The 14,783-nt window shown below is 40.8% G+C and carries 13 protein-coding genes; 8 read left to right on the top strand and 5 right to left on the bottom strand.

Annotated elements, in window-relative coordinates; translation table 11 throughout:
* Positions 1-286 precede the first annotated feature (286 nt).
* The 7 genes from mbhE to mnhG are packed head-to-tail and all read left to right on the top strand — an operon-like array spanning position 287 to position 6,029.
* Entirely contained in the window at positions 287-2,596 is a 2,310-nt protein-coding gene (gene mbhE, locus WH223_RS01360; RefSeq protein WP_340045721.1) for a hydrogen gas-evolving membrane-bound hydrogenase subunit E, read from the top strand.
* A gap of 3 nt (positions 2,597-2,599) precedes the next feature.
* Complete coding sequence (locus WH223_RS01355) at positions 2,600-3,010, top strand: Na+/H+ antiporter subunit B (protein ID WP_340045720.1); 411 nt, start codon at positions 2,600-2,602, stop codon at positions 3,008-3,010.
* A 1-nt stretch (position 3,011) separates the two neighbouring features.
* A complete protein-coding gene (locus tag WH223_RS01350) occupies positions 3,012-3,368 on the top strand; it encodes a Na+/H+ antiporter subunit C (protein WP_340045719.1) in 357 nt (118 codons plus the stop codon).
* A complete protein-coding gene (locus WH223_RS01345) occupies positions 3,365-4,873 on the top strand; it encodes a proton-conducting transporter transmembrane domain-containing protein (protein ID WP_340045718.1) in 1,509 nt (502 codons plus the stop codon). Before WH223_RS01350 ends, WH223_RS01345 begins: the two co-directional genes overlap by 4 nt.
* Positions 4,874-4,877: 4 nt before the next feature.
* Complete coding sequence (locus WH223_RS01340) at positions 4,878-5,354, top strand: Na+/H+ antiporter subunit E (RefSeq protein ID WP_340045717.1); 477 nt, start codon at positions 4,878-4,880, stop codon at positions 5,352-5,354.
* Entirely contained in the window at positions 5,351-5,626 is a 276-nt protein-coding gene (locus tag WH223_RS01335; RefSeq protein WP_340045716.1) for a monovalent cation/H+ antiporter complex subunit F, read from the top strand. Before WH223_RS01340 ends, WH223_RS01335 begins: the two co-directional genes overlap by 4 nt.
* Positions 5,619-6,029, top strand: a complete 411-nt coding sequence (gene mnhG, locus WH223_RS01330) for a monovalent cation/H(+) antiporter subunit G (RefSeq protein ID WP_340045715.1) — start codon at positions 5,619-5,621, stop codon at positions 6,027-6,029. The genes WH223_RS01335 and mnhG overlap by 8 nt, the downstream gene beginning before the upstream one ends.
* A 3-nt stretch (positions 6,030-6,032) precedes the next feature.
* Here the strand turns inward: mnhG and WH223_RS01325 are convergent, their stop codons facing one another.
* The gene (locus WH223_RS01325; RefSeq protein ID WP_340045714.1) at positions 6,033-7,124 is read right to left on the bottom strand and encodes a lactonase family protein; all 1,092 of its coding nucleotides are present in this window, start codon (positions 7,122-7,124) and stop codon (positions 6,033-6,035) included.
* A gap of 191 nt (positions 7,125-7,315) precedes the next feature.
* On the opposite strand from WH223_RS01325, the gene WH223_RS01320 reads away from it, so the two are divergent.
* Positions 7,316-8,722: a peptidylprolyl isomerase gene (locus WH223_RS01320; RefSeq protein WP_340045713.1), complete on the top strand. Its 1,407-nt coding sequence runs from the start codon at positions 7,316-7,318 to the stop codon at positions 8,720-8,722.
* Positions 8,723-9,178: 456 nt separating this feature from the next.
* On the opposite strand, the gene WH223_RS01315 is transcribed toward WH223_RS01320, so the two are convergent.
* The 4 genes from WH223_RS01315 to WH223_RS01300 all read right to left on the bottom strand — a co-directional run bounded on the left by WH223_RS01315 (position 9,179) and on the right by WH223_RS01300 (position 14,777).
* A complete protein-coding gene (locus WH223_RS01315) occupies positions 9,179-10,048 on the bottom strand; it encodes a nuclear transport factor 2 family protein (RefSeq protein WP_340045712.1) in 870 nt (289 codons plus the stop codon).
* 59 nt (positions 10,049-10,107) lie between these two features.
* On the bottom strand, positions 10,108-11,580 hold the full coding sequence (cysS, locus tag WH223_RS01310) for a cysteine--tRNA ligase (protein WP_340045711.1): 1,473 nt from the start codon (positions 11,578-11,580) through the stop codon (positions 10,108-10,110).
* Positions 11,581-11,598: 18 nt separating this feature from the next.
* Entirely contained in the window at positions 11,599-12,903 is a 1,305-nt protein-coding gene (der, locus tag WH223_RS01305; RefSeq protein WP_340045710.1) for a ribosome biogenesis GTPase Der, read from the bottom strand.
* A gap of 161 nt (positions 12,904-13,064) precedes the next feature.
* Positions 13,065-14,777 (bottom strand): RagB/SusD family nutrient uptake outer membrane protein, encoded by a 1,713-nt coding sequence (locus WH223_RS01300; protein WP_340045709.1) that lies wholly within the window; start codon positions 14,775-14,777, stop codon positions 13,065-13,067.
* Positions 14,778-14,783: the final 6 nt, after the last annotated feature.

Raw genomic sequence — 14,783 nt, 5'->3', positions numbered from 1 at the left:
AAATATGAGGTAGACATTTCCTGTAACGTTGTTCGTTTACACATCGTGCATGAATAAACCTGAGGCTCAGCCTATAAAACAGAAAATCGTAGCGTTCAACCTCCATCATCCATACTTGTTTAAGCGATTGCTGAAGCACATAATGACAAAAACAGCACCTTAAATCAGTATTGCTATTTTCACATTTTTCACAGCTTAAGCGGAAGATTTGTCGAAAAAAATAACGAAAAAGTGCGGATTTTTTGTATTTTTATGACGTTTCCAAAAATTAAATATTCAAGACTGCATGCTATTTACTGTTTTAACAGGATTAATAACATCGAGCCTTTTCGTTCCTTTCGGCAAGCTTATTAAGTCGAAATGGAGTATATTGCTCCCTTTCATACCTGTACTGCTATTTCTTTATTTTGTTCTGCATATTTCGGCGGTTTCCGGCGGAACCAATTTCGTCCAGAGCGTTCCTTGGGTGCCTTCACTAGGTATCAACTTCGATTTACGGCTTGACGGACTCGCCCTTCTCTTTTCTTTGCTAATTACAGGAATTGGAGCAGCGATATTTTTCTATGCACGAACTTACCTTAAAGGTCATCCCTACTTTGACCGCTTCTTCGGCTACCTCTTCCTCTTCATGAGTGCCATGCTGGGTGTCGTTTTATCAAACAACCTCTTAACATTATTCATATTCTGGGAGCTTACCAGTATAAGTTCATTCTTCTTAATCGGCTTTAACAACGATAGTGCAGAGTCACGTAAGAGTGCAATGACAGCTTTAAGCATCACAGGTATTGGTGGCTTTTTCCTCCTTGCCGGATTAATATTGTTAGGAAACATTGCTGACACCTACATTATCAGTGAGCTATACGAGCGTCGTGATATCATTATCAACCACAATCTATACCCACTTTTTACCGGATTACTGTTTATCGGTGCCTTCACTAAATCGGCGCAGTTCCCTTTCCATTTTTGGTTGCCGGGAGCCATGAAAGCGCCGACGCCTGTATCGGCCTATTTACACTCGGCAACGATGGTAAAAGCAGGGATTTATCTCCTTGCTCGTTTTTCTCCAGTGCTTGGAAATACAGACTTCTGGATATACACGTTGATGGCTGTGGGAGGCTTTACGATGCTATATGCGGCTATTCATTCGCTATTCCGCGTTGACCTGAAAGGCGTACTTGCCTACTCGACCATCGCGGCACTAGGTATCCTTACCTTTCTATTGGGCCTAGGCACACGTGAAGCAGTTATCGCGGCCAGCGTATTTATATTAGTACACGCCCTCTATAAGGCGACACTATTTATGGTGACGGGTATTATCGACCATGAGACACATACACGTGACCTGACAAAACTTGCGGGCTTGCGTAAGGTGCTATTCCCTGTGTTTGTTGCGGCTCTTTTGGCTGCCTTATCGAGTGCCGGATTACCACTAACTTTTGGTTTCATTGGAAAAGATTTAATCTACGAAGCGACATTGCATCAACCGGAGCATTTGATCATAGGATTAACAGTTCTAGCTTTCATCACCAATATGGCACTTGTAGCGGCAGGATTCATGGCCGGTATAAAGCCCTTCGTTGGGAAGCTACCAGAAGCCTTTGAGAAGGTTCACCTTCCCTACAAGTCGATGTGGATACCTCCACTTATCTTGGCTATCCTCGGTCTTGTGTTTGGATGTATGCCGGGTACAATTGGCGACTTACTAAACTATAAAGCTGCTGACAGCATCTTGCACGGTAATAGCGAAATGCACCTTAAGATATGGCATGGTTTTAACATTGTTCTTATACTCAGTTTGACGACGCTAGCTGCTGGTACGGTACTTTATATCCTAAACAAACCTAAGGCTCAAAAGCTAGCAGCCATAGAGAAATTCAATGTTATTTCTCCGCAAACCATCATTGTTGGTTTTGGAAAATCTATCATGCGTCTTGCTGATTGGTTTACACATCTATTCCATGATGGCTACCTACGCTCCTATAATTTTAAAATTATACTCTTTGCCGAGGTCCTTTTGGGCTATAAGCTATGGCTAAGTGGACCTATACATATTGACTTCTCTAAATTAACACCACTATCGTGGTATGAAGTTGTTATTGTTTTGGTTCTTATCGGCGCCTTATACATCATTGTAACGACAAAATCTAGGTTAACTTCCGTCGTGTCGACGAGCGTTATCGGCTATTGTATCTGTTTGATGTTTGTGTTTTATAGTGCTCCCGATTTGGCGATGACGCAGTTTAGTATTGATACCTTGACAACGGTCTTGTTTGTCCTTGTACTCTACAAATTGCCAGGCTTCATCAACTTAGCAGGAAGAGCAATATTATTACGCGACGCATGTATTGCTTTAGGTTTCGGTACGATTCTTTCGTTAATAGCCTTAAGAGCTTTATACGAACCAAATAGCACCGTTATCAGTAGTTACTACGCTGAAAATGCCTATTTGCTCGCTAAAGGAAAGAACGTCATCAATGTTATCTTGGTGGATTTCCGGGGTATTGACACCATGTTTGAGACCGTGGTACTATCCATTGCTGCACTCGGCGTGTATAGTTTAATTAAGTTACGTTTAAAATCTTCCGAAAAAGAATAGTCTATGAAAAGTGCCATTTTACAGACCGCAACACGGTATTTATTACCGATTTTACTGTTGTTTTCATTTTTCCTACTCCTTCGCGGTCACTATTATCCTGGAGGAGGATTTGTAGGCGGTTTAGTCGCCTCTATTGCCTTTGTATTACACAGCTTCGCCAATGGTACCGAAAATACCATGAAGATACTTCGTTATAAACCACTTTCATTGATCCCTATTGGATTGGGTATATCTGCGTTGAGCGTTATCCTTCCTTTGGTTGGTGGATTACCACCGATGACCGGTCTATGGTTCGAGCAGCCCATCCCTGTTATTGGGATGATTGGAACAGCCTTATTCTTTGACTTAGGTGTTTATTTTGTTGTGATAGGCGTTGTGCTTACTATTTTGTTCACCATAGCTTTAGAAGAATAATATGGAATTACTAATGATTATCGTCATCGGCCTTTTGTATGCTGGTGGCATCTATCTTATCCTCCGTCGCAGCATGGTGAAACTATTGCTCGGAATCATGTTGCTGGGAAATGCCACCAACATGTTAATCTTCTTGTTGGGAAAGATCACAAAGGGAAAACCTCCCGTTATCGATGAAGCCTACAAGGTTTTTCAAGATATCTATGCCGATCCTATTCCACAGGCATTAATCTTAACGGCAATTGTAATCAGCTTCGCTTTGACTTCTTTTGCTATTGTACTTTTAAAACGGGTGTACGCTTTGGTAGATTCCGATGATTTAGATGACTTAAACACTCCAGAAGAAGAAGATTTATGATTGATAACCACTTATTAGCGCCGGTTTTTGTACAACTATTCACGGCTATTATTCAACTTATCTTTTGGCGTAAGACGATTCCGCAACGCTTCTTGAGTGTTGGTGGTAGTTTAATCGGCGTGCTTGTTGCTATACGTTTATTTGCACGTGTCTATCAAGATGGTATTCTAACCATGAATGCTGCCAACTGGGATGCTCCTTTCGGGATTGTCTTTGTGGCCGACACATTGAGTACAACCCTCGTGTTGCTCACCTCTATTGCAGGTTTTGCTGTTTCCATATTCTCCTCTGTAGGCTTAAGCCGCCAACGGATGCTTTATGGTTACTTCCCTATATTTCATTTCTTAATCATGGGCCTTCAGGGCGCCTTTTTAACGGGTGATATTTTCAATTTATATGTATTCTTCGAGGTTATCATCATTGCTTCTTTTGTTTTAATGACCCTTGGAGGACGTAAAGCACAACTGGAGGGAGCCGTAAAATATATGTCGATGAACATCTTGGCGTCTACCTTCTTCTTGACGGGTATTGCCATTTTGTATGCGATTACTGGTACGTTAAACATGGCCGACTTAGCCTTAAAGATACAGACCGTACAAAATAAGGCTTTGATAGGTATTACCTCTTGTTTTTTCCTGGTAGGCTTTGGTATTAAATCGGCCGTTTTCCCACTTTACTATTGGCTACCATCCTCCTACCATACGCCACCATCGGTCGTTGCGGCTACCTTTGGAGGTCTATTGACGAAGGTTGGTATCTATGCTTTGCTACGGGTATTCAGCTTGATTTTTATTCCTGATGAGTTCACCCGTAACCTATTGATGGTATTAGCGATTTTCACCATTATAACCGGAGCTTTCGGCGCCTTGATAAAAACGAATGTCAGACGTTTATTCTCCTACCTTATTGTGTGCCATATTGGTTTCATGGTGGGTGGTTTAGCGATGTTTAGCCATCTGGCTCTAATGGGAACCATTTTCTACCTGATTCATGATATCATGGTCAAAACGAATATGTTTTTAATGGCAGGTCTTATTCGCCAACTGCGTGGTACTTTGGACATGAACAACCTAGGGGGCTTATACAAAGAGTACCCTAAGCTATCGTTATTGATGGCTGTGGTATTGTTTTCTCTGGTGGGTATTCCGCCGCTTTCCGGATTTTGGCCTAAAGTTTTCTTATTCCAAGAGGCCTTTAACCAGCAACAATACTTCTTTGTATTTGCCTTGATTGTGGGTAGTTTTATTACGATGTACGTCATTGCCAAAATGTGGGCTCAGGTATTTTGGAAAGATGCACCTACTGATGGTACCATCGAAGACCGCTTCGCTCCTATGCAATTTTACCGTAAAGCATTAATGGTATTGCCTATCGCAATACTAGCGGGTGTTACGTTATACATCGGTCTTAATGCGGAAGTTATTGTTCGCGTTGCCGAGAAAATATCAGATCAATTAATAGATACAACCCCTTACATCGATGCTGTATTGGGGCTAAATAAATAGGATAATGATAAAGACTTTTTTAATGAACCTGTTGCTCTCCGGAATATGGGTGGCACTAACAGGTTCGATGTATTATACCAACTTCCTCTTCGGCTTTATGCTGGGGTTCTTTGTGCTGTGGATCATGAACCGTACCGAGGAAGACCAACGTTATTTCTATCGGGTACCGAAGGTTATCAGTTTCATATTCTACTTCCTATACGAGCTTATCAAGTCTAATGTACAGGTTGCTTTTGATGTGATAACGCCGAGGTATTTCTTCAGACCAGGGATTGTGAGCTACCCAATGAATGCGGACACAGACTTTGAGATAAATCTACTCACCACGATGATATCTTTAACACCGGGAACGTTGATTATTGATATTAGTGAAGATAAAAAGACTATTTATATACACGTCATGTACCTTACTGATCCGGAGACCTTCGTGCGCGAAACGAAAAATGGATTAGAACGTAGACTTTTAGAAATTTTAAGATGATCACTTTAGAAACCTATTTCGACTATGTCATTCTACCGATATTAGCCATTTCGGTTATGCTTGTCTTTATTCGCCTATTTCGAGGGCCTGCTGTGGTTGATCGCGTTATTGCGCTAGACCTTATCATTACGATTGGTATTGGTATCATTACGGTGTATAGCATCCGTACCGATCAAAAGGTTTTATTAGATGTAGCTATTATCCTTGCGCTTATTGCTTTCTTGGGTACAGTTGCTTTTGCTTACTATATAGAAAAACAACAAGATGATTAACGTTATTTTAGCCATATTAAGCACCGTTGGTGCGCTATCCATCTTATTTGCATCCATTGGTATCTTACGGATGCCCGACTTTTATTTGCGTTTGTCGGTAACGGTAAAAGCATCTACTTTAGGTGTAGGCTTATTATTAATCTGTGCGGCTATTATGTTCCCGGATGTATCGGTAACAACGAAAGCTATTGCGATTATTTTCTTTTTGATTATTACAGCACCTATTGCGGCGCATATGATTGGAAGAGCGGCCTACTTCACCGGCACCCCACTTTGGAAGGGCACCGTGGTAGACGAACTAGCGGGTCGATACAATAAAGAAACGCATGAGTTGGAAAATCATATTGACCCCAACTGTGATGAGCGTGAAAATATTGCCGTTACTTCGAAAGAAACGAAGTAACGTTTAGAAAGCGATACAGACCGGACTTGCTACTTGTATTTCTTGGTCTGTGGCGCTCAACTCACCTGTGTGGCTATCGCGCTTAAAGACAACAATATTATTCGTTGTTTGATTAGCCACCAATAGGTAATTACCATCAGGCGAGAAGTTAAAATTACGTGGACCTGTTCCTTCGGTACCATATACCTTTTTCAACTCCAACTCACCGTGTTTATCAACAGCAAAAAGAGCGATAGAATTGGCATCGCCACGATTTGAAGCATATAAAAACTTGCCGTCGTCTGATAAACGAATCTCAGCACCACCATTACCGCCTTTAAAATCGGCCTCATTGATAGATGATACTTTCAATATTTCCCAGGTGTTGCCACTCTTTTTATAATGTACAACTTCGCCTGTAAGCTCTAACAATACATATAAGTTTTTCTCCTTTTTATCGAATACAATATGGCGAGGACCACCACCTGCTGGCGTGGCAAGACTTCCTTCTTCTTGTAATTTATATAAGCCCTGATCTTTCTTGACCGCATAGATGGTAATTTTATCAGATCCTAAATCTTGGATATATACATGCTTAGCATCGGGTGTAAAGAAAGCCGAATGTACGTGTGCTGCTTGCTGACGATCTTTATTGGGACCACTCCCCGTGTGCTGTAGTAGCTGCACCTGCTGTGCTAACTCACCGTGCTCATCAAGGTTATATACGGTAGCAGAACCGCCACCATAGTTTGAAACAATCACTAATGGATCTTTCGGGCTTACTGCAATGTGGCAAGGATAACTTCCTTGTGTAGGCAGCGCATTCACGAAGGAAAGGTTGTCGCCATCAAATGTATAGGCCGACAAAGAAGCACGCTGATCGCCCATTTCATTCACCGCATAAACGCGTGTTCCATCTGTTGATTTCACAACAAAGGAAGGGTTATCTGTGACTGTTGTGGCATACAACTCGGAGCTACCATCCTTCAGGTCGAGCATATACAAATAAATACCTTGACTTCCTTTATCCGTATAAGTTCCGACAAAGAAAGGTACTTGTTGTGCTTCACTTTTCAGGGCAAATAGACACAAAACCAGGATCCATAATTGTTTCATAAACAGTATTTTTTTTAAGACAATCCCAAGTTACATATTATTTTAAAAATTACTAGCCCTAAATAGCTGTTAAATATGGTTAAAGGCCCCTTAAATTTTAAGATTTTTAATACCTTAGCGCATAGAAGAATTAGTAACTTTGAGAAGTTCCGAAAGAAGAGAATTATTAGCCTATATCTAGTAATTTTGTTATGCTTTCAGACATGCAATTTATGATGAAGAAATATATCAGCTTATTAGCTATCTTAACTATTTTTAGCGTTAAAGGTTTAGTGGCGCAGACAGCGGCACAAAAAAGCCGTTTGATTGATCGCGTGATAGCCACCGTAGGTTCCAGCATCATCCTCCAATCGGAATTAGAAATGCAATATGCGCAACAGCTTGCTAGAGGTGAAAAACCAGATGAGAAAGTAAAATGTTACTTAATGCAGCAGTTGGTAACAGAAAAACTTCTTTCACAGCAAGCAGTTATTGACTCTGTTGAGGTATCTGAATCTGAGGTTGATGACAGATTAAATCGTCAGATGCAGATGATGGTTAGGAATGCTGGAGGAAAAGAACGCCTTGAGGAGTTCTTAAACCGCTCGCTATTGCAGTACAAAGAAGAAATGCGTACTAGTGTTGGAGAGTCATTGAAAGCACAAAAGATGCAACAAAATATTATCTCATCGATTAACGTAACGCCACAAGAAGTGAAACGTTATTTCGAGAGCTTAAACCAAGACAGCCTTCCTTACTTCAATACAGAAGTAGAAATTGGTGAGTTGGTTATCAACCCTGTGTTGACGAAAGAAGAGAAAGATCAATTCCGCCAAAAAGCAGAAGGCTACCGCAAACAGGTTCTTGGTGGTTCTGACTTTGGAACTATCGCTCGTTTATATTCTGATGACGGTTCTTCCGTTCAAGGTGGTGAGCTAGGCTTCGCAACACGTGATAGCTATGTAAAAGAATTCTCCGCTATGGCTTTCCGTCTAAAAGAAGGAGAGATATCTCCTGTTTTCGAAACGATGTATGGATTCCACTTCTTACAAGTATTACAACGTCGCGGTGAAGAGGTAAACGTACGCCACATCTTGGTGAAATCCAAACCTACGAATGCAAGTTTGGAGCGTGCTAAAGCGAAAATCGACAGTATCTATGACCGCGTAGTAGCAGGAAAAATAAGTTTCCACACCGCAGCATCCTTATATTCTGAAAATAACGAAACGAAATACACCGGTGGTATGTTGAGCAATCCTGAAGATCGCTCCAGCTTAATTCCGGTAGATGCCTTAGATCGTGCTACATTCATGGCAATTGACCCGTTAGAAGTAGGACAATATTCCAAATCATTTATCTTCCAAGAGAATCCACAAGCAAACCCTGTATATAAGTTCATGTACCTTAAATCTAGAATAGCGCCTCATAAAGCAACGTTAGATCAGGATTTTGCGAAAATTCAAGAAGCAGCAAAACAGGATAAAGTACACAGAAAGCTAAGTGAGTGGTTCGAACAGCGTAAAGAAAATACATTCATCCATATCAATGAAGATTTCTTACAGTGTGATGAACTTAAACTATGGTTACCTGATGAGAAAAAAACATTAGCAGCCAACTAACAAGAAGGTTTATAAAGAATTTAAAACGGTGCTTCCCACAAGAAGCACCGTTTTTTTATGCTTAAGCAGCTGTAACTAGCGCATAATTTCATTCCACAAAAGTAATAGCAATAGATTGCAGCCCTGATTCTTATGGGTAAAGAAAGCACTTACAAAATCAGCGGCACATCCAACCAAGCATTGATTAAACCTAGAATATTTATGTCTATCCTTCATACATTCGCGAGGCACGAGCGCAAAACAACAGCAAAACAAGCGTAGAACAGGGCATTCCAAAGAAAAGATAGACAATGGAAGCTATTCGCAAACGAAATATCAACAGATTGAAGCAGAAGAAAATGTATAAGAGTATATGACACTATCGGTCGTGAAAGGATGCAGCTATATCGCTTCTCATGACATAAAAAAACGGGCTCTAAAAATAGAACCCGTTTTAATATTTTATGTTGACTAAGATTAACGTTCAAACATCATCTCTAAGATAACACGCCATTGAAAATCATCTTTAAGCTGCCATATACGGATGTAATTAAACTTAACAGCCTTATCTTTGGAATGTACCGTTGCCGTACCCGACGTGTAGGCATACTCACCACTGTAGGCACGCCCAACTCCTGAAGGCTCGGTTGTAATCTCAATACGCTTTTTCTTCAAGAATGCTAAAACATCCTTCTTCCCTTCCATTTCTTCTTCCCATGGGTAGTAGTAACGCACATCATCAGCTAAGAACTCTTTAAAACCTTCCTCATTGTTTGCTTTAAGCACGGTAGAGAAAAGTTCATCACTCTGCATAACGATTTCCTCACGTTGCTGTAAACGTACGTTGGAACGATGTTTCAAATACCAAGAATCATCAGGCTCATGATAGATAAAATCGGACTTTGGTCCTTTACCGTAGTTTTCAACTTCTGCACGCAGATGAATCTTCCAATTTCCTTTTTTATCACGACGCCATACGGTCAAATACTGACCATTACGTTTTACAGCGCCTACTTTTTGGAAATCCATTGGTCCTGAAGTTACTCCCCAATCGAGGCTTCGTGAAACCAATGCAAAGTTCGGAGCCCAGTTCATCACGTCTGGAATGTTTGGTCTATTATTCAAATAGTTTAAAGCATTCACTGGTGATGGCACATATAACGTTGATTCTTTATCAACGATGGAAAGTAATGCCTGATGTGGACTTAGGGTTTTCGAAATATTAGCCGCAGAGCGATCTGCAGAGACAATTCCACCAATACGATCAGGCAACTGCGCCTGCGCCGTAAATGAGGTTAAGCCCAACAAACAAACTACTACGGAATAGATATTACTAATTTTACGCATCTAATAATTCGATTTTTAAAATAAAACTGATTGGCCCTTTAGCGGGTGGTATTCCTTAATCAAATCTTATTCCAAAGTGTTCCTTCTTTGCTATCTTTTAGTTGAATACCAATAGCTGTCAACTCTTCACGGATTTTATCGGAAGTCGTAAAGTCTTTATTTTTCTTTGCTTCGTTACGAATATCAATGATAATTTGCATCAGCTCGTCCATAGAATCTGCGTCAGCACCCAATGTATCATCTTTCAATCCTAATACATCAAAGACGAAGTCTTGTGTAAACTGCTTCAGCTCGGCTAACGTAGCTGCATCGATTGACGCTTTACCATCGTACACACTATTTACATAACGCGCTACTTCGAAAAGCTCTGCTATTAAAACAGGACTGTTGAAATCGTCATCCATCGCTGCATAACAGTTGCGTCGTGCATCAACCACCGAGAAGTTAGCATCCGCTTTATCGCCTGCTTCAATTTTATCCAATAAAGCTAGGGCACTCATCAAGCGTTTGTATCCTTTATCTGCTGCATCAAGCGCATCGTTAGAAAAATCTAACGTACTTCTATAGTGTGCCTGCATCATAAAGAAACGAACAGCCATTGGCGAGTAACCTCTCGTCAATAGTGGGTGATTTCCAGTGAAAAGCTCATGTGGTAAAAATCCATTACCTGCCGATTTAGACATACGTGAACCATTTACCGTCAACATATTGGTATGCATCCAATATTTAGCTGGGTGTACATGGTTACAAGCCTCCGACTGGGCAATTTCATTTGTATGGTGCGTTGCTGCAAGGTCCATACCCCCACCATGAATATCAAACTGAGCACCTAGGTATTTGCTGCTCATCGCCGAACATTCAATGTGCCAGCCTGGGAAGCCTACGCTCCATGGTGCTGGCCATTGCATAATATGCTCAGGCTTCGCCTTAATCCATAGTGCAAAGTCTAAACGTCCTTTTTTCTCATCCTGACCACCAAGTTCACGTGTACCATTCAGCAGGTCTTCCAACTTACGGTTGGTAAGCACGGTATAGTCATGATTTTTGACATATTTATCTACATCAAAATAGACCGTACCATTAGCCTCATAAGCGAATCCATTGTCGATGATTTTTTTCACCATCTCAATTTGTTCCGAAATATGGCCTGTAGCTGTTGGCTCGATGCTTGGCGGCAAGGTATTAAACAAGCGTAAAACCTCATGGAAACCTAGGGTGTACTTCTGCACAATTTCCATAGGCTCCAATTGTTCGAGCTTTGCTTTTTTCGCAAATTTATCATCCCCTTCATCACGATCCCCCTCTAGGTGTCCGGCATCCGTAATATTACGTACGTAGCGCACCTTGAAACCAAGGTGTGTCAAATACCGGAAAATAAGATCAAAAGACACGAATGTGCGACAATTTCCCAAGTGTACATCAGAGTACACCGTTGGACCACAAACATATAAACCCACTAATGGGGCGTTCAATGGTTCAAATTTCTCCTTCGTGCGGGTTAACGTATTATAAAGGACAAGATTATTTTCCATACGATTGAAAAGCAAAAATTATTTTTGTCTAAAATATACTTGAATAGGTACTCCTTTGAAATCAAAGTTATCACGCAACTTGTTCTCTACGTAACGTTTGTACGGATCTTTGACATATTGAGGTAAGTTACAGAAGAAAGCAAACATTGGCGCTCTACCCGGAAGCTGCGTCGCATATTTAACTTTAATATATTTACCTTTTAATGCTGGCGGTGGATAGTTTTCAATTACCTGTAGCATCACATCGTTTAATTTCGATGTAGGGATTTTTTTCATTTTGTTAGCAAATACTTCCATTGCTGTTTCTACAACTTTGAAAATACGTTGCTTCTCTGTTACGGAAGTAAAGATAATAGGCACATCAACAAAAGGAGAAATTTTCTCTTTGATGCGTGCTTCGAAATCTTTCATCGTTTTATGATCTTTCTCAATGGTATCCCATTTGTTCACCACAATAACGATTCCTTTTTTATTCTTTTCAGCAAGGTGGAAGATATTGATATCTTGTGCTTCAATACCATCGTTTGCATCGATCATCAAAATAACAACGTCTGAATCTTCTAATGCTTTGATTGTACGCATTACAGAATAAAACTCGATATCTTCGTTTACTTTAGTTTTTCTACGTAAACCAGCTGTATCGATTAACAAGAATTCGTGACCGAATTGATTGTAGTGAATACGGATAGAATCACGTGTTGTACCAGCGATATCTGTTACGATATTACGATCTACACCTAAAAGTGCATTCGTCAACGAAGATTTACCCACATTCGGGCGACCAACGATAGTAATCTTTGGTAATTGTGTTTCTTCCTCTTCTTCTGGCTCTGGGAAGTTAGAAACAACCGCATCCAAAAGCTCTCCTGTACCTGATCCTGTAGCAGCAGATACGTTATAGATATCACCTAAACCAAAAGCATAAAATTCTGCTGATGCATGGTGTAATTTTGCATGATCCACTTTATTGGCAACCACGTAAACGGGTTTAGACGTACGTCTTAAAATATCAGCAATTTCATCATCTAAATCGGTAATACCGGTAATAACATCCACCATAAAAACGATAACCGAAGCCTCGTCAATAGCGATATGTACTTGATCACGGATAGCTTCTTCGAAGATATCATCTGAACCATGAACAAAACCACCTGTATCAATAACTGTAAATTTTTTACCAATCCATTCTGCAGATTCGTAATGACGGTCACGGGTAACTCCACTAAAGTCATCCACGATAGCTTTCCGACTTTCTGTCAGACGATTAAATAAGGTCGATTTACCAACGTTTGGACGACCAACAATTGCAACAATATTTGCCATATCTTTTGTGTTTTTTCTCGCGCGTTACCTCACGGCAACTCATTTTATAAATAATATAAGGGTACAAAGTTACACAAAATAAGCTATTATTTTGCCGGCTTAACAAAAATGGCTTTGTCGTGAAACAAAGCCATTTATACGTATTGTTAAAAAGATTTTAATTATTGCGTTGGGTTTTGCGTCAATGTTCCTGGATAGGCATTAATCGCATCCTGCGGAATGTAATAGGTCACTCTATAATCTGTAGATCCAATGGCTTCAGACTGTCTGTGCGGCCCAGGATACGCACGCTTCAATTGACCTCCATTTCGAAACACATCATAGCTTCTTTCTGCCTGATAAGCGAGCTCCAGTTGGCGCTCTTTATCAATTAGCGTAGGCGCATTCCCAGCATTTAAAGCAGCATATCCACCGTTGACAATGGAACGCTCTCTAATTTTATTCAGATCACTCAAAGCTGCTCCATAGTTACCAAGCTTGGCATAGGCCTCTGCACGATTGAGGTATATCTCCCCCAGACGGCTAATTACAGGAGAATGCAAATGCGTATCTTCCCCTTCACGCGAACATTTGGTAATATAAAACTGCGGATAAACACGATTTAACGTGATGAAATTATCCAATACGCCCGTATAAGTTACCCCATCTTTATACTTAATAGAATAGATTTCCTGCGCTTCATCTACAGCAGTCAACGTGTAGGTATCCTTATCCTCGGTACAACTGATGGTAGACCCATTTCGCGTAACAACAGCTTGTACATAGCTTAGATCTGTTGCAGCGGAACCTTTTATAAAGCGGAATACCTCCGTATAAGCACCTGTTTTCTGATTTTTAGTATAAGTAGGCTCAATAAAGGCTGCTCGTGCATCCACCAATTTATACTTTTCAGGACGCCAATCATTACGCCCTGTTTCATTCAGCAAATCAATGTACTTGGCGCTGGCATACATCTCACCCCAACCTTGACCACCAATATTAGCATACATCCCACCAACACCATAGAAATGATCCGAACCGGAGAACTCTGCAGCCACTCTTTTAACGGCAAAAATAGTCTCTGGATTACGTTCTGGTGTCAACGTATTATACTTCATAAATTGTTCTCTTGACAAAAGACTGTACTTACCTGAACCAATCACCTTATCAGCATATTCAACCGCCAGTTGTGCATATGCTGCATTTGGGTTCTCGTAAGTTCCGCTCATATATAAATATACACGTGATAACAAGGCCTGCACAGCTCCTTTCGTGGCATAGATAGGCACATTATCTTTATCGATTAAAGTTTCTGCTTTCTTTAAGTCGGCAATAATCTGCTCATAAGTAGCTTTCACTGTTGCTCGATCAGGCAATGGCGTATTCAACACATCATCGGGCGTTCCATTTACAATCGGCATCCCTAAGTTTGTTTCTGGATTTTGATAATACGGACGGCCAAAGGCACGTACAAAGTAAAAATACATCAAACCACGAATATAGTAGGCTTCCCCTAGGCGGCTATCAATTGTTGCACTCTGCCCTTCGGGGATCATTTTCATAATATTGGAAGATTGGGCAATAGCCTTATATCCAGCATCCCAAAACTGCGCCAGTCGTCCATTATTCGCGGAGCGCGAGAAAGAGATAAACTCATAGAATGCATCCGTTGATGCGCCACGAATCATCATATTATCGCCTGCATACTCCCCACAACGGTGCATCGGGTCTGACCATGTTTTTAGCTGTGCATAGGTACCATTAAGTAATGCATTTAAATACGCTTCAGGGTCTTTCGTTATTTGATCGGAATCCATCGATCCATAAGGCATACGATCTAAGTTGCAGGCCGTCGTTGTCAAGGCCAGCACGAGTAGTATATATATCTTTTTCATAGTATT

Origin of the sequence: Sphingobacterium sp. MYb382 (assembly GCF_037572665.1) — a bacterium.
Classification (GTDB): Bacteria; Bacteroidota; Bacteroidia; order Sphingobacteriales; family Sphingobacteriaceae; genus Sphingobacterium.
The sequence above is the reverse complement of the archived record's forward strand: the minus strand, read 5'-3'. Positions and strand labels throughout refer to the sequence as shown.